This is a genomic window from Geobacillus subterraneus (assembly GCF_001618685.1).
Lineage (GTDB): Bacteria > Bacillota > Bacilli > Bacillales > Anoxybacillaceae > Geobacillus > Geobacillus subterraneus.
Genome location: NZ_CP014342.1, coordinates 1,904,269 through 1,921,698, shown reverse-complemented (window position 1 = coordinate 1,921,698; position 17,430 = coordinate 1,904,269). Strand labels below are relative to the sequence as shown.

Sequence of the window (17,430 nt, the reverse complement as noted above, 5' to 3'; positions counted from 1 at the left end):
TTTTCCTTTCCGTCTATTTCCATTATGATAAAAGAGAAGGAAAAAAACGGACAAGGAGGTTAGAACCGTGGGCAAAAAAGTGTTGATCATCACCGGCGACGCTGTTGAGGCGCTTGAAGTGTATTATCCGTACTATCGTTTGTTGGAGGAAGGACATGACGTAACGATTGCCGCGCCGAAGAAAAAGAAACTGCATACCGTTGTCCATGATTTTGCCGACTGGGATACGTATGTGGAAAAACAAGGCTATTTGATCGATGCCCATGCATCGTTCGCCGAGATCGACCCGACGCAATACGATGCGTTAGTCATTCCGGGCGGGCGCGCTCCGGAGTACATTCGCCTTGATGAGAACGTGCAGCGCATCGTTCGCCATTTCTTTGAGGCGAACAAACCGATTGCCGCCATTTGCCACGCCTCGCTCATTTTTGAAACAATGCCGGATTTGCTGAAAGGACGGAGTTTGACAGCGTATATTGCCTGCAAGCCGGGGGTTGAGGCGCTAGGAGCGACGTATGTGTCTGACCATACAGTCCACGTTGACGGCAACCTCGTCTCCGCCCATGCGTGGCCGGATTTGCCGGCGTTTATGCGCGAGTTTCTCCGCCTGCTTCAATAGCGGAAAGGCAGCGGTCTTCTGACAAACGGGAAGGCCGCTTTTCCTTATGCAAAAAAAAGCGGCTGCCGCACCGTTTGCGGCTGACACTAGTTGTTTTGACGGTGAAGAATGGTGCCGGCCGATGCGGCAGAAAGAAGCCGGGCGGGCGGCCTGCAGGGAAGCAGCAAACGGATCGTCACCCGGCGATGTCCACTTGTTCCGGTCTCGCTTTTGGCGCTTTCGTCGCCAAATAGACGCCGAGCAAGACGACAGCGCCGCCCGCAAGCTGTGGCACTGACAGCGTGCCGCCAAGCAAAAACGTGATCGCAGCGGTAAATACGGCAATCAAGTTTAAATATACACCGGCATGGCTCGGGCCGACTTTTTGCACCGAGATGTTCCAAAACAAAAAGGAAAGAACGGACGGAAACAAGCAAATATAGGTAATCCCAGCGAACCCGATGGCGCTCAACTGATCAGCAGGAAATGGATACAATATCGCGAACGGCCATAGCATGAACAAGCTGAAAAAGACAGAACATGCCGTCGCCGTGATCGGCGGAACCGGGAGCTTTTTGCCGATAATCGAATAAAGCGCCCAGACGACGCCGGCTGCGAGCATCATCAAATCCCCGCGATTGTAGGTTGTTTGGAAAATATGTGTTATATGCCCGTCCGTCAAAATAAACAGCACGCCAATGAGCGACAATAGAAACCCGATGATATTCACGGTTGACAGCCGCTCCCGCAGCAACATATACGACAACACGACGATGATGGCCGGATTGAGGGAGTTGACGATCGCTGCGTTCATCGATGACGTATAGACAAGCGCGCCGTACAAAAGCAAGTTATAGCCGATAATGCCGAGCGCCCCAGACGCAACGAGGGGCAGCCAATATTGTTTCATAACATCCCAGTAGTGCGGCCGTTCAAGCCAATAGGACACAGGAACTAGGATGATGAAGGCGGCGCACCAACGAATCAAAGTCAGCCAAAACGGACCGGTTTCCGCGATGACCACTTTGCCGACCACGTAATTACCTGCCCAAAACAAGTTGGCCAAGACTAGAAATAGTTTTTCTTTCATTTTTTTTTCGCTCCTGTCTTGTTTTTTCCTGTCTTTTACGTTTATTTCGCCTTCCCCGTCGTCTCTTCCTTTTTTCTTTTTCCTTTTATCATCTTAGAGGGCCGGTGATTTAAGGGAACATGCCGCTTCCCGGCGTCCTTCGCTCGTTTGGCCTGCCCGAACAAGATGGGGTTGTCTTTTTTTTACTCATAAGATAACATGTGTACCGTAGGACTGTTTATAAAAAATAGAGAAAAGGAAGGACGATTGTTATGGCATTACCAGGCGGGGCAGCGATGAACATTACGATTCGTCTCCAGTTTGAAAAAGATATCGTCTCATTTAGCGATATCGCCGCAGCCATTGGCAAAGCGGGCGGGGACATTGTCGGGATTGACGTCATTTCCTCAAGCAAAGTCCATACGGTGCGCGACATTACCGTCAGCGCGCTTGACACGAAGCAGTGTGACTTGATCATCGAAGCGCTGAAAAAAATTCGCGGCGTGAAAATTGTGAACGTTTCCGACCGCACGTTTTTAATGCACATCGGGGGAAAAATTGAAACGAACTCGAAAATTCCGGTGAAAACGCGCGATGACTTGTCGCGGGTATACACGCCGGGTGTAGCGCGCGTTTGCACGGCCATCGCTGAAGATCCGCGCAAGGCGTATTCGCTGACGATTAAACGGAATACGGTCGCCGTTGTCTCGGACGGCACGGCCGTGCTCGGGCTGGGCGACATCGGCCCGTACGCGGCGATGCCGGTCATGGAAGGGAAAGCGATGCTGTTTAAGGAATTTGCCGGAGTGGACGCGTTCCCGATTTGTTTGGATACGAAAGACACGGAAGAAATCATTCAAATTGTGAAAGCGATCGCCCCGGCGTTTGGCGGCATTAACCTCGAAGACATTTCCGCGCCGCGCTGCTTTGAAATTGAGCAGCGGCTGAAAGAAGAGCTCGACATCCCGGTGTTTCACGATGACCAGCACGGCACGGCGGTCGTCTTGCTTGCCGGGCTGCTCAATGCGTTGAAAATTGTCGACAAAAAGCTCGAGGACATCAAGGTTGTCTTAACCGGCATCGGCGCGGCCGGCATCGCCTGCACGAAAATTTTGCTTGCCGCCGGCGTGCGCAACATTATCGGGGTCGACCGCCTTGGCGCCATCCATCGCGATGAAACGTACGAAAATCCGTATTGGCAAGAATATGCACAAATCACCAATCCCGATAATCTCAAAGGAAGCTTGTCGGATGTCATCGCCGGCGCCGACGTGTTTATCGGGGTGTCTGCCCCGGGCATTTTAAAAGTGGAAGATGTGAAAAAAATGGCGCGCGATCCGATCGTGTTTGCGATGGCCAACCCGATTCCGGAAATTGATCCGGAGCTGGCCGAACCGTACGTGCGCGTCATGGCGACCGGGCGTTCCGACTATCCGAACCAAATCAACAACGTCCTTTGCTTCCCGGGCATTTTCCGCGGGGCGCTCGACTGCCGGGCGCGAGAAATTAACGAGGAAATGAAGCTCGCTGCTGCTAAAGCGATTGCTTCGGTCGTCACCGAAGACGAGCTAAGCGAATCGTACATCATCCCGAGCGTGTTCAACAGCAAAGTCGTGGAACGCGTCCGTCAGGCGGTCGTCGAAGCGGCATACCGCACCGGCGTTGCCCGGAAAGACAACATCCCAGTTGGCGGGTATACGGGACAGTAAAAGAACCAAAATACCACGAACGAATGGACGGCTTCCTTTGCAGGGGAAGCCTTTTTTGGCTGCAGGAGCATCTGTTGCGAGAAATAAGAAGCCGAGTGCTTAAGGGGGGCGGCCGGTGCTCGATCAATATTTCCAAAAAGTGAACGAACGTTTAGAACTCGTTTTAAAACATGAAAAGGGCAATCTAAAAAAAGCCGCTTATGTAGTAAGTGAAGCCATTCAAAAAGGTGGAATTATTCAACTGTTCGGATGTGGCCACTCCCACATTTTAACGGAAGAAGTGTTCTACCGTGCTGGAGGGCTTGTGCCAATTAAACCAATATTTTTTGAGCCCCTTATGCTTCATGAGGGGGCGGTCCGTTCGTCCATGTTGGAGAGAATGAATGATTTCGCAAAAAATTTTATAGATCATGAGGATATCCGTCCTGAAGATGTGTTTTTCGTTTTGTCCACATCAGGGCGCAATCCGGTCCCGATTGATGTGGCGCTGGCGGCGAAAGCGAAAGGCGCTTATATCATTGCGGTAACGTCCTTGGAATATTCCAAAAGCCAGCCCTCGCGGCATAAGAGCGGCCGGTTGCTGTATGAGGTCGTCGATCTTGTGATTGACAACCACTCTGTGAAAGGTGATGCGATTTTAGCCCACCCAAACGTTTCTGTTCCATTTGCGCCTACTTCCACAGTGATCGGCAGCGCGATTTTAAACGCCGTTTTCGCCGAGGCGATTGCTCTTGTGGCAGAAAATGGAGTAGAACCGCCAGTCTTTTTAAGCGGCAACATCGAGGGGGCGGACGAACATAACCGCCGATGGATTGAGAAATATAAAGCACGCATTCCGTTGTTGGTCGAGGGGCATCAGCCATAGATCGGAAACAGGCGCTGTAGCCAACCGCCATCGGTTCTTGCTAAAATAGTAGCAAACGAGAAGACGGTGGGGGATGGAGACCGATGCGTTTTGATGAACGGGTGAGGCTGTATGCCGATAAGCTGAACGATACAGATGACCAAATTGTCGATTACATTATGGAACACCGCGACGAGATCGCCGACATTCCGATTCAAAAAATGGCGGAAGCGCTTTATACAGTGCCGAACACGATCGTCCGGTTCGCCAAAAAATTAGGGTATAAGGGGTTTGCGGAACTGAAGGCGGCGTTGGCGCTCGAGCGGCGGGCCGAGGCGGCGATAAAGGCGGACGGAAAAACGGCCATCGAAAAAACGAAAGAGCTGATCGACGAGCAGCTCATCGAAGATGCTGTTCGCAAGCTGCATGAGGCGAAACACGTCTTTTTTTACGGCATCGGCGATTCCGCCTATTTTTGCGAGATGATGGCGAAACATTTGCGTTGCGTCGGCAAGCCGGCCGACTTTTTTGTCCAGCGCCACGATATGTTGTATAATGCGGACCGCTGCGGGGAAAAGGATGTCGTCTTTGTCATTAGCGTATCTGGGGAAACGAAGCAAGTGCTTGAGGCGGTTGCGGCCGCGAAGCAAAACGGGGCGTTTGTCATCAGCTTGACGCATTTTTCTCCCAATTCGCTCGCCGATCTTGCCGATTTCCGCTTGTATTGCTGGGCGCCCAAGCAGTTTTTAAACAAGTATGATGTCACCGACCGCACATCCCTTTATCTCGTGCTGCGGGCGTTGAGTGAACGGTATTGGCAAAAGTACGGCGGATGTGTATAAATACACACACGAAACGAATCATGGCGCGAGGATGGTGAAAAAGTAAGAAGATTTCGGTCTTCTTGCTTTTTTTCTTTTATAATGAAGTCGACAAACGGCATGGAAAGAGAGGATGGGAGAAATGGAGCTGAAACAGCTGACGAACGTTCGGCTGATCGATGTAGGATTGTCGTTGTCCACGAAAGAGGAAGTTATCCGCCATCTTGTCCGCAAGTTGGACGAGGAGGGGAATTTGTATTCGGCTGAATCGTTTTATCAAGCGGTGATGGAGCGGGAAGCGCTCTCTCCGACGGGGCTTGAAGCGGGGCTAGCCATTCCGCACGGGAAGTCGAAAGCGGTAAAATCGGCGGCCTTTGCGGTGGCGAAGCTGGCTCGGCCGATTCGCGATTGGGAGAGCATCGATCCGTCCAATGAAGTGGAGCTTGTTTTTTTATTAGCGATTCCGGAACAGGAAGCCGGATCGACGCACTTGGATTTGCTTGCCGAACTTGCTAAACGGCTGGCGCGCGCTGACTATCGTAAGCGGTTGCAGCAATGCCGCACGGCGGAAGAGCTGTATCGCGCCCTTGACGGGGAAAAGGCGGAGGCCGTTGCAGCGCCAGCAGGAAAAACGATTGTCGCCGTCACGGCCTGCCCGGCTGGCATCGCCCATACGTATATGGCGGCTGAAGCGTTAGAGCAAGCCGGACGGGAGATCGGGGTTGCCGTATTCGTCGAAAAGCAAGGGGCAAACGGCATCGAAGACCGCCATACCGAGGAGCGGCTGCGAAAAGCGGAAGCGGCGATTTTTGCTGCAGACGTGGCGGTGAAAAACGAAGAACGGTTTGCCCATTTGCCGGTGTACCGAACGACAGTTGCGGCGCCGCTGAAAGATGCGAAAGGCGTTCTTTTGAAAGCGCTTGAGAAGGCCGAAAAGGAAGGAAAGCGGGAATATGAGCCGACAAAGGAGACAATGCCTGAGCGCGTTTCATGGCAAACGGAAGTGAAAAACGCCATTTTGACCGGCATTTCTCATATTATTCCGATTATCGTCGCCGGCGGGATGATTTTGGCGTGTGCGGTGCTTATCGCCCAGGCGTTTGGGCTTCAACAAGTATACGATACGGAAAACTCGTGGCTTTGGATGCTGCGCAAACTGGGCGGCAATATGCTTGGCACGCTCATGATTCCGGTGCTGTCGGCGTACATGGCGTATGCGATCGCCGACAAGCCAGCGCTCGGTCCGGGGTTTGCCGCGGGGATTGCCGCGACGATGATCAACGGCGGCTTTTTAGGCGGCATGCTCGGCGGCTTTTTGGCCGGCTACTTTATGAAGTGGTTGAAAAAGCAGCTTCCGCCAAAAGGCGCGTTCTCCGGATTTATCAGCTTTTGGCTGTACCCGGTCATCGGTTCGCTCGTCGTCGGAGCGCTGATGCTGTTTGTGTTCGGCAAGCCGGTCGCCGGGCTGAACAATGCGCTGCTTGAGTGGCTGAACAACTTGTCGGGCCGCAACGCCATTGTGCTCGGTGCGATTTTAGGCGTCATGGTGTCGTTTGATTTAGGAGGGCCGGTCAATAAAGCGGCATATACGTTCTGCATTGGGGCGATGGCAAGCGGCAACTTCATTCCGTATGCGGCATTCGCCTCGGTGAAAATGGTGTCGGCGTTTTCCGTCACCGCCGCGACGCTGTTGTTCAAACGGTATTTTGAAGAATACGAGCGCGAAGTCGGCAAGTCGACATGGATTCTTGGCTTAGCCGGCATTACCGAGGGAGCGATTCCGTTTATGATTAACGACCCGCTGCGCGTCATTCCGTCGCTTTGCATCGGGTCGGCGGTCACCGGGGCGATCGTCACAGCGTCGCAAATCGGGCTGAACGTTCCGGGAGCCGGCATTTTCTCGCTGTTTGTCCTGCAAGGCGCACCGTTATGGAAAGCGGGAGTCATCTGGCTTGGCGCCGCGCTGATCGGGGCGTTGATTTCGACGGTGCTGTTAGTCGCTACACGCGTGCAAAAGCTAAAGGCGCAACAACGATAAGACAAATGAGGTGAAAATATTGAAGCGATACGTTCACATCGTTCCTCATGTGCATTGGGACCGCGAATGGTATTTTTCCGCGGAAGAATCGCGCATTTTGTTAGTGAACGATATGGAAGAAATATTGGAGATGTTGGAAACGAATCGTGATTACCCATACTTTGTTCTTGACGGGCAGACGGTCGTGTTGGAAGATTATTTGGCCGTCAAGCCGGAGCAAAAAGAGCGCATCCGCCGCCTTGTCCAAGAAGGAAAGCTGATCATCGGCCCGTGGTATACGCAAACGGACGAAATGGTCGTCGGCGGGGAGTCGATTGTCCGCAACTTGCTCTATGGGCTGAAAGATTGCCAAGAGTTCGGGGAGCCGATGCAAATCGGCTATCTCCCTGACTCGTTCGGGCAATCGGCGCAGATGCCGCAAATTTTAAACGGCTTTGGCATCAAGCGGGCCATTTTTTGGCGCGGCGTGTCGGAACGGCATGGCACAGACAAAACCGAGTTTTACTGGGTGAGCGATGACGGCTCGAAAGTGCTTGTGCAGCTGTTCCCGCTCGGCTATGCGATCGGCAAATATCTTCCGACTGATGAAGCAAAGCTGAAAGAGCGGATGGACAAATACTTTGCTGTTTTGGACCGCGGGGCGACGACCGATCACATTCTCATTCCGAACGGTCATGACCAAATGCCGATTCAAAAAAATATTTTTGAGGTGATCGACAAGCTGCAAACGCTCTATCCGGAACGGACCTTTTTCTTAAGCCGCTATGAACATGTGTTTGAACAGCTGGAAAAAGAGGAACAGCTTCCGGTCATCCGCGGCGAGTTTTTGGACGGCAAATATATGCGCGTTCACCGCAGCATTTACTCGACGCGCATGGACATTAAAGCGGCGAACGCCCGCATCGAAAACAAAGTGACGAACGTGCTTGAGCCGCTGGCCGCCATCGCCTCGACGCTTGGGTTTCCGTATGAGCACCGGCTGATGGAGCTCATTTGGAAAGAGATGATGAAAAACCATGCGCACGACAGCATCGGCTGCTGCTGTTCAGATCTTGTTCACCGCGACATTTTGGGGCGCTTTGCGCTAGCGGAAGAGCGGGCCGACCGGCTCATCACATTTTATATGCGCAAAATGGCCGATGCGATGCCGTCGGATCGGTCGGTCGACAAGCTGGTTGTGTACAATACGCTTCCGTACGAACGGAACGAGCCGATCGAAGCGGAAATTACGACGAAGTGGAAAGCATTCCGTCTCGTCGATGAACGCGGGGAACCGGTGGAGTTTGAAGTGGTGGATGAAACGATCGTCGACCCGGGCCTGATTGACCGGCAAATCGTCCATTACGGCAACTACGATCCGTTCGTCCGCTATACGATCCATTTCCGCGACCGCATTCCGGCGATGGGGTATAAAGCGTATTTAGTGCAAGAGGCGGAACAGATGAACAAACAAGCGCCAACGGCTGTTGAGCAAGTGGATACGCCGTTTTATACGATCACCGTCAATGAGAATGGGACAATTAACATATATGACAAACAGCTGCAGCGAACGTTCCGCGATGTGCTCTTGCTTGAAGATGTCGGTGATGATGGAGACGAATATGACTTTTCCCCGCTGCCGGGCGATGAGCCGATTGATAATAAGGGCGTGAAGGCGACGTATTCGCTCCGGCAAAACAGCTATTTCGCTTATGCCGATATCACTTACCGGCTGCCGGTGCCGGCCGATCTTGACAGCCGGAAAGCGAAACGGAATGATCGTTTTCTTGATGTCGCCATTCGGTTGACCGTTCCGATGGACCAACCGCTCATCGATGTCCGGGTGCGCATCAATAACGAAGCGAAAGACCACCGCGTCCGCCTATACGTACCAACCGGCATCACCTCTACCCATTCGGTCGCTGACAACCAGTTCGGTGTCATTCGGCGGCCGGTCGTCGACCCGGCGATCGACGTGTGGGAACAAGAAGGATGGGATGAACGTCCGGATGCGATCTACCCGATGCTCACGTATGTCGGACTGTCGGATGAAACGGGCGGCATCGCCGTGCTGACGAACAGCACGAGAGAGTACGAGATTGTCGGGGAACAGCGCGATACGATCGCGGTGACGCTTTTACGCAGCGTCGGCTATCTGGGCAAAGAGGAGCTCGTGCGTCGCCCGGGCCGTCCGTCCGGCATTAAAATGGCAACGCCGGACTCGCAAATGCTCGGTGTGAGCGAGCTGCACTTCGCGTTGACGACGCATCGCGGAACGACGGAAGAAGCAAATGTCGCCAAGCGGGCGAAACAGTTTTTAACGCCGCTGTATACGTACAACAAACTGCCGTACGATGCCATGAAGATGAATCCGGTGGCGTTCTCGGTGCCGTATGAATATAGCCTGTTTTCCCAACAGGAAGGCGAGGTCGTGCTAAGCGCGGTGAAGCGGAGCGAAGACCACCGCGGCGTCATTGTCCGCTTCTTTAACCCGACGCCGCAGAAGACGGAGGCGTCATTCCAATGGCACGGGCCGTTATCGGCGATATGGCGCACAAACTTAAACGAAACCCCACTTGCGCCGCTAGTGATGGATGCAAAGCAGCAATTTACTGTACAAGTGAAGCCGAACGAAGTGAAAACGGTACTTGTTGTCGATCAAGAGCAAAAGGACGAATAGACGTAAAAGCTGGGGCTAAATGCCGCAGCTTCTTTTTTTATAACAAAACGTTGAGTTTCTCTCTGTTTTGTAACACAGCTGTAACAATTGTTAAACGAAATGGCCGAAATCGGAGGCTGTCAACTCCCTTTTTGCAAGAAAAATATAGATGGTTAGAGGAGTAGAGGAAAAAAAGGAATCATCGTTAGTGAAAGGATGCGTCTTCCAATCATTGCAGCCGTCAATAATCGGTGTTGATTTGGCAATGAAAACAAGCGTCTTTTTTACCGGGGCTGCCAATACACCCCATTTTCCATTTTGGACCAAAAATATTACAAAAACCCCATGTTATAATGGGGATGCAGGCGAGAGGACGTCCAAACGGTCCTCGCCGAACAATGCAGGCATCACTGACGGACGCAACGGCCTTTGAAACTTTGAAAATAGAAACTAATTTTGAAAATAGAAAACAAGGAGGAATTCCGATGAAGAAAAAAATGGTAGCGACGATCGCCGCTTCGGTTGCGCTCATCGGCGCTTCGTTTGCGGCAACAACAAAAACGGAAGCGGCAGGGACGACATGCCCGACGGCGAACGTGTATCAAGTAAAATATGCAAGCACAAACGTTCAAGATTTAGAGAAATGGTTGAAACAATACTTCCCGTTTGTGTCGTTCCAACCGGCTAAACCGGCAGCACAGCAACCGGCTGTAAAGCAGCCGGCAACGGCGAAACCGCAGGCGCCGGCAACGGTCAAACAGCCGGCGGCAAAACCGCAAGCTAATACGCAAGCGCCGGCAAAAACGCCAGCAACGGCGCCAAAGGCTGCAACACAAAAAACAACCGGCTTAAACGCCTATGAGCAGCAAGTCGTTGAGCTGACGAACAAAGAGCGGGCAAAATACGGTTTGCCGCCGCTTCAAGTCGACTTAGCCCTCAGCAAAGTCGCCCGCGAAAAATCACGCGATATGGCGGTCCACAACTACTTCTCGCACAACAGCCCGACGTACGGCTCCCCGTTTGAGATGATGAAAAAATTCGGCATTTCGTACACAGCCGCCGGGGAAAACATCGCCAAAGGCCAACGCACCCCGCAAGAAGTCGTCAATGCGTGGATGAACAGTGAAGGCCACCGGGCGAACATTTTGAACAAAAACTTTACGCATATCGGCGTTGGTTTTGAAGAAAACGGCTATATTTGGACGCAACAATTTATCCGCAAGTAAGAGCGGCGTCCTCCCCATCCTGTCCACCGGTCTGATGGACAGGATTTTTTTTGCTGAAATAGTTCTCTAACAAAAAATAGAAAACTATGCTATAATGTTCAGCAGGCTGAAATGAGTCTGTCGACTATGGAGGATGCGCGGATGCGAATACGTGACTGGGACCGCAATTTGAAAGTGCGCTTGTTTGGCGAAGCGCTGATGAATACTACCTTTTGGATGTTTTTTCCGTTTATGGCCATTTATTTTGCCGACTCGTTTGGCAAAGAAAATGCAAGCATGTTATTGATCGTTTCACAAGTATTTTCTGTCGTTGCTAATTTGCTAGGCGGTTATTGTGCCGATCTGTTCGGGCGCAAGCGGATGATGGTGCTGTCCGCCTATGGACAGGGGATGGCGTTTTTCATTTTTGCTTTGGCCAGCTCCCCATGGTGGCAGTCACCGTTTGTCGGCTTTCTTTGTTTTACGTTTGCCGGCATTTGCGGGGCGTTTTACTGGCCGGCAAGCCAGGCGATGGTGGCGGATGTCGTGCCGGAAAAAGACCGGAGTCATGTGTTTGCCGTATTTTACACATCTGTCAACGTCTCCGTTGTCATCGGTCCGACGATCGGCGGGGTATTTTATGCGGATCACCAGTTTGCGTTGCTTTTTGCCGCGGCCTGCTCATGTTTCGCGATGGCGACACTGTTGGCGAGGCAGCTGCGTGAAACGGCCCCATTGGCGGCGGGCGAACAGAAAGTGGAGTCATGGCCGCAGTTTTGGCGCGAACAACTAAGGCAATACACTGTCATTGTGCGCGATCGCACCTTTTTCTTGTTTATCGCTGCCGGGGTGTTGGTGGCACAAACGTTCATGCAGCTTGATTTGTTAATTCCTGTGTATACAAAAGAAACGATCGAAGAGGAAACATTATGGGGCGGCTTTACAGTTGACGGGGCTAATGCGTTTGGTTTGCTCATTGCGGAAAACGGGCTGCTTGTCGTACTCGGCACGGTGATGGTGGCGCGCTATATGGCGCGCTACGATGAGCGGTGGGCGTTTATCGGTTCGTCGATGTTATACGGCGTCACGATGTGGCTGTTTAGCCATGCAACATCGATTGTCGAGCTGATGGCGGTGATGGCGCTGTTTACGTTGGCCGAGCTGATGACGGCCGGCTTGCAGCAGTCGTTTGTGTCGAAGCTGGCGCCTGAGGACATGCGCGGCCAATATTTTGCCGCGGCGAGCCTTCGCTTTACGATCGGCCGGATGCTGGCGCCGTTGTCGCTTGCGGCGGTGACTTGGATCGGCTATACATGGACATTTGTGGCTCTCAGCATGCTCGCATTGGCCAGCGCGGGGCTGTATGCGTGGATGTTCCGGCAAGCCGGGCAGCGGGCGCAGCGATCGGATGTTTCCCTTTCTAGGTGACGGGGGCGGTGCAAACCGCTACCCGTTTTTTTTTGTTTATTATTATAATAGAAAGCGCGTCGTTGTTCGTGTAACATATATTCCCTGTCTCTGACATAAAGTGGAACTAGATAGAGAGAAGGAGAGGGGAAGCGATCATGAAACCACACACGCCTGAACGGGATGCGATCGAGGGGGGTGGCGGACAAGACGGCGCTGCGGTGTTGGCGCGCTACGGCAGGCGCCAGCAAGCACGCGTTTTGTCCCGGGAAAAGAGAAAAAAACAATACCGCTTCATCGGCTGGCTGCTTTTCGCTATCGCTGTCTTCTGGGGAGCAGGTGCGCTGATTTGGAGCGGATACGGGGCGTTAAAAACGACGGCGGGCCGTGAGATCGCCATTATGCGGTTAAAAGAGGCCATCGAAGATCGCGATGCCGCCGCTTTGCAGGCGTTGCTGCGGGTGGCGGATGAAACGGCGCCGATCAATGGCCAAACGCTGACGCCTTTGTTTGCCTATTTCGACCAGCATCCGGAGGCGTATGAAACGCTTGATAAGGAGTTCGCCCGCCAGCGCGAGGGCGGGCATGTGTATATTAAAGGCTTGACGTCCCATCCGCCGGTGTTCACCATTCATGTGTTTGAAAACCGATATGTGTTTGAGCCGGCTCTATATTTCGTCCACGTCCGCCTTGACGATCCCGAGGCAACGCTTGTCGTCAATGGAAGGGAAGTGAAGGGAGGGGCGACAAAAGATCCATTCATCAAAAAAATCGGCCCGTATTTGCCCGGTGTGTACACAGTGACCGCTGTTGATCCGCAGGGCAAAAAGAAGACGGTCCGCGTCGAGTTGTTCGGCGGCGCCCGCGTTCGTGAAATTGATATCACGAAATGAGTGAATAGGCAAATACCGCTTCGACGGTAGCGGTAATGACGACAACGTGCGTCTGCCCAAGGCGGCGCTGATGAGGAAGCGCCAAGAACGGCCGGCCCGTATGGCGCCGGCGGGCTTGTTGTCCGTTCCTTCAGCCTAACCGGTATGTCGTGAAGCGGCAAGCTAAGAGCGCGGGCGATGGCCAGCGCTTTTTCTTTTGCATTTGGCCGCTAGGCGGCTTTTTGATCGTCATCGGCTGCCCGCCAGTAATAGACGCGTGGCAGGCCGATATAGCACCAGTATTCTTTTAACAATGAGACGGTGACAAACGACAAAAGCTGCCAATCGATCCCCTTCATAGTCCTCCTCCTTTTGTTTGCCGCGTTTAGTATAGCCTATTCGAAACAGCTATTGTCCTATACGTGCGGATCCGGGCGGCAATGAAACTTCCCAAGGAGCTTGTACGTATCATGGAATGGACGTGTTATAATGGAAGAAAAGATGAAGAAAGGGATGGACAATGAAGCAACTGCTTCGCACGATATGGCGCTGGTTTGTTTCATGGAACGCTGGGATCATCGTTGCAGTTACGGTATTTATTGCCGCCGATTTTCGCGTTTTGCCCTCGCTCTTATCAGGAATGGGAGCGATGTGGGGAGTGTCCGCTGTGATGAAAAGGCGGCATCGCCGCTTGGCAGCTGACGTGCCGGCCGAGGAGCAGGCATACGTCCGCAGCCAGCTTTGCGAGGCACGCGCGTTATGGAAACGGCTGCGCCGCGCCCGCTACCGGCTTCGTTCGGTGGCCATGTGGCAAACCGTTTCCCGGTTGAGTGCGGTCGTCGACCGGATCATTCGTGCGGTTGAGCAAAAGCCGCATCAGCTCCGCCTCGCCCAGCCGTTTTTCTTAAACGAGTGGCCGACGGCAGTGGAGATGGTTGAAAAATATGTATACTTGTCGCAACAGCCGGTGCAAAGCGCCGACATGGCCGAGGCGCTGCGGAAGACGGAACGGCTGCTCGGCGAGCTGACCGAAACGGCGGAGCGGCAGCTGCTCGAAGTGTTATCCAGTGACGTTTGGTCGCTTCAGACGGAAGCGAAAGTGCTTGAGCAATCGCTCCAACAGCCGGATCGTCTTCATTTGCTGTCGGCAAAGAAAGGGGAATGACCATGGACGAACGGAATCGTGAGATGGAACGAGCCGATTGGTTTCGCGAACAGAAACGGACAAGCACGCTTGATGAGCTGTTGGCCCAGCCGTTTTCCGCACCGGCTGCGCCGCGGACCGAAGCGGCGGCTCAGCCGGCCAGCGTGCTTGAGACGTTAAAGCCGGAACACCGGGAAAAAGCCTTAGCGCTTGCCAAACAAATCGATCCGGCCAACCAGCAGGCCATTTTACAATACGGTGTGGCGGCACAAGCGGAACTGTCGAAGTTTTCCCATACGATTTTGCATCATGTACAAACGAAAGATGCCGGCCCGGTCGGTGAAGTGATCAGCGAGCTGATGGCGAAAATTAAAGAAGTCAACCCGGATGACCTCATGCCGGCAAAAAAAGGATGGCTGTCCCGCCTGTTTGGCACGGTGGCCAAACCGTTGCAAGGGATCGTCGCCAAATACCAAAAAATCGGCGTCGAAATTGACAAAATCGCCGACCAGCTTGAGAAACATCGGCATGGACTGCTTCGCGATGTGATGATGCTCGAGACGCTTTATGAGAAAAATAAAGACTATTTTGAGGCGCTCAATATTTATATTGCGGCGGCCGAATATAAGCTTGAGGAACTGCGGACGAAAACGATCCCCGAAAAGCAGGCGGCCGCTGAGCGCTCCGGTGACCAAATGGCATGGCAGGACGTTCAGGACTTGCGGCAGTTCGCTGACCGGCTTGAGAAGCGGGTGCACGATTTAAAGCTCAGCCGGCAAGTGACGATCCAAACAGCGCCGCAAATCCGCATGATCCAGCATATGAACGAAACGCTTATTGAGCGCATCCAGTCATCGATTTTAAATGCGATTCCGCTTTGGAAAAATCAAGTCGTGATCGCCTTGACGCTCTTCCGCCAGCAAAAGGCGGCTGAGGCGCAAAAGCGGGTTGCCGAAACGACAAACGAACTGTTGCTGCGCAACTCGGAAATGTTAAAAACGAACAGTATTGAAATTGCGAAGGAAAATGAGCGCGGCCTCATCGACATGGAGACGCTGAAGCGGACGCAAGAAAACTTGATCGCTACGCTCGAAGAAACGTTAAAAATTCAAGCCGAGGGCCGCTTGAAACGGCAACAGGCCGAACGCGAGCTGGCGGCGATGGAGGCGGAACTAAAGCAGACGCTGCTCTCGCTGAAGCAGCCGGAACAATAAAAAAGACGCTATGGTTTTTGCCATTGGCCGAACGGGCAGAGGGCGGCCCGTTGAGTGCGGAAACAAGCGATTAGGGTGAATATCACCATAATAAAACGGGTGTCTCGCAGGCGAGAAGACACCCGTTTTTTGCTGTTATAACGTTCCGATTGGCGGAGAAGCGAACAGACCGGCCGGCGTTCGGCCATCGCTGATGAGCGTTGGTTATTTGGCGTCTGTTCGCTGCTTACAAAATAGGGGGATGGGGCGGTTCTTGTTCCCGTCGGTCGCCTTCTTGTTTCACCTGTTCGCCTTCCCGATCGTCAGGGTCGGCGGCACGGACGTCAAACTCTTCCGCCGCCTCCGTTTGCCATTGGCGGCCGACAAGTGGCACGTCTTCCTCTCCGTGTTGGCCGATGACAAAGCGCAGCACGTAAGCGTGAAACAGCAACTCCCCGAACGCAGCGAGCAAGGCGGAGAAAAACGCTGCGCTTAAAATGGCGCCGCCGGCGATGTCATAAAACGCGCCGATGCCAATCCATGTGGCGACAAATACGAGGCCAAAATCGGCGATCGTCGCCGAAACGTTGCCGAGGCGCGGCAAAACGTACAAGTCGCCGAGCGCATAGGCGACAAGCGTCAGCCAAAGGCTGAACCATAGCAGTTCCGCCGACGAAATGCGCAAAAACAGCGGCAAAATGGCGAACATGACGGTCGCCGTAAGCAAATATTTGAGCGCCAACGCAAGCAAATGTCTCATCTTGCCCTGCCGCCTTTATTCCGCCGGGTAGTTCGGGCCCTCTAGTTTTTTATCCCCGTATCCCGGCTGCTTTTCCATCTCTTTTTCCGGCTGTTGTTTTTTCCGTTGTTGTTCAAGGCTGTCGTTTGGTTTTGGCTGTCTCATTGGCCATCATCCTCTCTTTCCGTCGTTTATCGTTAGTTTGCCGCATTGGATGCAATGTATGCACGCACAACCCATAAACTTCCTCTTTTTATTTTCCGCACCTGTTTCACATTAATATAATGAACGGCATGAATGAAGGAGGAATAACGATGACGGAAAACAAACAATCGCTCGAGATCGCCGGACGCCAGTATGACCCGTCCGATTATGGATCGGCCTCGTTTCTTGGCGCGGCGTTGGCTGAAACGCATGAACAAGTAAGTGATGCCTACATGGAAGGGACGGTTGAGGCGGCAGTTGACCGGGAAAACGGGCCGGACATTCCTCTCTCCCAACCCGAGTAAAGCGCCAAGCGGCGGGAAAAACGCCAAGGAATGCGTCCTTGGCGTTTTGTGCTGACGCAAAGCCCTCGGCTCGTTTGAGAAAAGGGAGGGGAAAAAGGAAAGAAAAACAGTTCGTACTTTCCGCCGTTGCCGTCTATACTAGTAGTGCGCACGGCGACTCACCAATACAAGGGGGATGATCATCGTGAGATGGCAGCGGGCTTTGTTGGCGTTGCTCAAAGAACGGAAAGACCACTCGATCGCATTGGCGATCGATACGTCGAACCGGCCGTCCCGTCCGGTGCTCATTCAAAACATCATCAAGCTGTTTGAGAAATTGCGCCCGGACACGCTGCTCGTTCAAGCGGATTTCAAAATTCGCGATGTATCTCCGGTTGGCGTGGCCACGATTAAATATTTCAAGCATGGGAAATCGTCGTACACCGAAGTGCTCGAATGGGCCGCTGCGCAAAAAATCGATACGTTGTTTTATATCACGGATGTGACCGGATATTTTTATGAAGAACTCGAAGTCGATTATGAAGTGTTTTGGCTTGTTCCGGACGATTACATGCCGCGCGTTCCGTTTGGCAAGCCGATTCGCGTTGCGTAACAATATAGGAATGCCCTTCATGATGAGGGGCATTCCTTTTTGTTGTCAGGAA

Annotated in this window: 17 protein-coding genes and 1 pseudogene; 13 read left to right on the top strand and 5 right to left on the bottom strand. The window is 52.9% G+C overall.

The genetic code is table 11. From position 1 onward, the window contains the following. The first annotated feature begins 67 nt into the window (after window positions 1-67). Complete coding sequence (locus tag GS3922_RS09425) at window positions 68-619, top strand: DJ-1/PfpI family protein (RefSeq protein ID WP_063166142.1); 552 nt, start codon at window positions 68-70, stop codon at window positions 617-619. A gap of 175 nt (window positions 620-794) precedes the next feature. Here GS3922_RS09425 and GS3922_RS09420 read toward each other — a convergent pair whose 3' ends face one another. Continuing rightward, the gene (locus GS3922_RS09420; RefSeq protein WP_063166141.1) at window positions 795-1,688 is read right to left on the bottom strand and encodes a DMT family transporter; all 894 of its coding nucleotides are present in this window, start codon (window positions 1,686-1,688) and stop codon (window positions 795-797) included. A 251-nt stretch (window positions 1,689-1,939) separates the two neighbouring features. Here GS3922_RS09420 and GS3922_RS09415 point away from each other — a divergent pair, with 251 nt between their 5' ends. From GS3922_RS09415 to GS3922_RS09380, 8 genes are all read left to right on the top strand, one after another. After that, the gene (locus tag GS3922_RS09415; protein ID WP_063166140.1) at window positions 1,940-3,376 is read left to right on the top strand and encodes an NAD-dependent malic enzyme; all 1,437 of its coding nucleotides are present in this window, start codon (window positions 1,940-1,942) and stop codon (window positions 3,374-3,376) included. A gap of 115 nt (window positions 3,377-3,491) precedes the next feature. Further along, entirely contained in the window at window positions 3,492-4,241 is a 750-nt protein-coding gene (locus GS3922_RS09410) for an SIS domain-containing protein (protein ID WP_063166139.1), read from the top strand. Between the two features lie 83 nt (window positions 4,242-4,324). Beyond that, window positions 4,325-5,062 (top strand): MurR/RpiR family transcriptional regulator, encoded by a 738-nt coding sequence (locus GS3922_RS09405; protein ID WP_033011117.1) that lies wholly within the window; start codon window positions 4,325-4,327, stop codon window positions 5,060-5,062. Window positions 5,063-5,183: 121 nt separating this feature from the next. Further along, window positions 5,184-7,079, top strand: a complete 1,896-nt coding sequence (gene mngA, locus GS3922_RS09400; RefSeq protein ID WP_033011134.1) for a PTS 2-O-a-mannosyl-D-glycerate transporter subunit IIABC — start codon at window positions 5,184-5,186, stop codon at window positions 7,077-7,079. Between the two features lie 19 nt (window positions 7,080-7,098). After that, a complete protein-coding gene (mngB, locus tag GS3922_RS09395) occupies window positions 7,099-9,738 on the top strand; it encodes a mannosylglycerate hydrolase (RefSeq protein ID WP_063166138.1) in 2,640 nt (879 codons plus the stop codon). A gap of 464 nt (window positions 9,739-10,202) precedes the next feature. After that, on the top strand, window positions 10,203-10,943 hold the full coding sequence (locus tag GS3922_RS09390) for a CAP domain-containing protein (RefSeq protein WP_063166137.1): 741 nt from the start codon (window positions 10,203-10,205) through the stop codon (window positions 10,941-10,943). 141 nt (window positions 10,944-11,084) lie between these two features. Then, window positions 11,085-12,350: an MDR family MFS transporter gene (locus GS3922_RS09385; RefSeq protein WP_063166136.1), complete on the top strand. Its 1,266-nt coding sequence runs from the start codon at window positions 11,085-11,087 to the stop codon at window positions 12,348-12,350. 137 nt (window positions 12,351-12,487) lie between these two features. Further along, entirely contained in the window at window positions 12,488-13,222 is a 735-nt protein-coding gene (locus GS3922_RS09380) for a zinc ribbon domain-containing protein (RefSeq protein ID WP_063166135.1), read from the top strand. On the opposite strand, the pseudogene GS3922_RS18500 reads toward GS3922_RS09380, so the two are convergent. Both GS3922_RS18500 and GS3922_RS18350 read right to left on the bottom strand, forming a co-directional pair. Further along, window positions 13,212-13,425: pseudogene (locus tag GS3922_RS18500) on the bottom strand (SIMPL domain-containing protein); the annotation flags it as partial. The gene GS3922_RS09380 and the pseudogene GS3922_RS18500 overlap by 11 nt on opposite strands. Window positions 13,426-13,431: 6 nt before the next feature. Then, the gene (locus GS3922_RS18350; RefSeq protein WP_255396855.1) at window positions 13,432-13,560 is read right to left on the bottom strand and encodes a hypothetical protein; all 129 of its coding nucleotides are present in this window, start codon (window positions 13,558-13,560) and stop codon (window positions 13,432-13,434) included. Between the two features lie 161 nt (window positions 13,561-13,721). Here GS3922_RS18350 and GS3922_RS09375 point away from each other — a divergent pair, with 161 nt between their 5' ends. Together GS3922_RS09375 and GS3922_RS09370 are read left to right on the top strand one after the other, a co-directional pair. After that, window positions 13,722-14,366 (top strand): 5-bromo-4-chloroindolyl phosphate hydrolysis family protein, encoded by a 645-nt coding sequence (locus GS3922_RS09375; protein ID WP_063166134.1) that lies wholly within the window; start codon window positions 13,722-13,724, stop codon window positions 14,364-14,366. 2 nt (window positions 14,367-14,368) lie between these two features. Next, a complete protein-coding gene (locus tag GS3922_RS09370; RefSeq protein ID WP_409071360.1) occupies window positions 14,369-15,559 on the top strand; it encodes a toxic anion resistance protein in 1,191 nt (396 codons plus the stop codon). Window positions 15,560-15,785: 226 nt separating this feature from the next. Here the strand turns inward: GS3922_RS09370 and GS3922_RS09365 are convergent, their stop codons facing one another. Further along, window positions 15,786-16,298 carry a YndM family protein gene (locus GS3922_RS09365; RefSeq protein WP_063166132.1) on the bottom strand — a complete coding sequence of 171 codons (513 nt, stop codon included), beginning with the start codon at window positions 16,296-16,298 and terminating at the stop codon, window positions 15,786-15,788. 15 nt (window positions 16,299-16,313) lie between these two features. Further along, window positions 16,314-16,442, bottom strand: coding sequence for a hypothetical protein (locus GS3922_RS18345; RefSeq protein ID WP_255396856.1), 129 nt, complete (start codon window positions 16,440-16,442; stop codon window positions 16,314-16,316). 149 nt (window positions 16,443-16,591) lie between these two features. Here GS3922_RS18345 and GS3922_RS09360 point away from each other — a divergent pair, with 149 nt between their 5' ends. Together GS3922_RS09360 and GS3922_RS09355 are read left to right on the top strand one after the other, a co-directional pair. Next, complete coding sequence (locus GS3922_RS09360) at window positions 16,592-16,786, top strand: YozQ family protein (RefSeq protein ID WP_063166131.1); 195 nt, start codon at window positions 16,592-16,594, stop codon at window positions 16,784-16,786. Window positions 16,787-16,970: 184 nt separating this feature from the next. Then, window positions 16,971-17,378, top strand: a complete 408-nt coding sequence (locus GS3922_RS09355; RefSeq protein WP_063167364.1) for a vWA domain-containing protein — start codon at window positions 16,971-16,973, stop codon at window positions 17,376-17,378. The last annotated feature ends 52 nt before the right edge of the window (window positions 17,379-17,430 follow it).

Bases quoted from the DNA above. Each gene is read 5' to 3' on its own strand.
- GS3922_RS09415 (WP_063166140.1), top strand. From the start codon at position 1,940: ATGGCATTACCAGGCGGGGCAGCGATGAACATTACGATTCGTCTCCAG.
- GS3922_RS18345 (WP_255396856.1), bottom strand. From the start codon at position 16,442: ATGAGACAGCCAAAACCAAACGACAGCCTTGAACAACAACGGAAAAAA.
- GS3922_RS18350 (WP_255396855.1), bottom strand. From the start codon at position 13,560: ATGAAGGGGATCGATTGGCAGCTTTTGTCGTTTGTCACCGTCTCATTG.
- GS3922_RS09380 (WP_063166135.1), top strand. From the start codon at position 12,488: ATGAAACCACACACGCCTGAACGGGATGCGATCGAGGGGGGTGGCGGA.
- GS3922_RS09365 (WP_063166132.1), bottom strand. From the start codon at position 16,298: ATGAGACATTTGCTTGCGTTGGCGCTCAAATATTTGCTTACGGCGACC.
- GS3922_RS09385 (WP_063166136.1), top strand. From the start codon at position 11,085: ATGCGAATACGTGACTGGGACCGCAATTTGAAAGTGCGCTTGTTTGGC.
- GS3922_RS09390 (WP_063166137.1), top strand. From the start codon at position 10,203: ATGAAGAAAAAAATGGTAGCGACGATCGCCGCTTCGGTTGCGCTCATC.
- GS3922_RS09405 (WP_033011117.1), top strand. From the start codon at position 4,325: ATGCGTTTTGATGAACGGGTGAGGCTGTATGCCGATAAGCTGAACGAT.
- GS3922_RS09420 (WP_063166141.1), bottom strand. From the start codon at position 1,688: ATGAAAGAAAAACTATTTCTAGTCTTGGCCAACTTGTTTTGGGCAGGT.
- GS3922_RS09370 (WP_409071360.1), top strand. From the start codon at position 14,369: ATGGACGAACGGAATCGTGAGATGGAACGAGCCGATTGGTTTCGCGAA.
- mngA (WP_033011134.1), top strand. From the start codon at position 5,184: ATGGAGCTGAAACAGCTGACGAACGTTCGGCTGATCGATGTAGGATTG.
- GS3922_RS09360 (WP_063166131.1), top strand. From the start codon at position 16,592: ATGACGGAAAACAAACAATCGCTCGAGATCGCCGGACGCCAGTATGAC.
- GS3922_RS09375 (WP_063166134.1), top strand. From the start codon at position 13,722: ATGAAGCAACTGCTTCGCACGATATGGCGCTGGTTTGTTTCATGGAAC.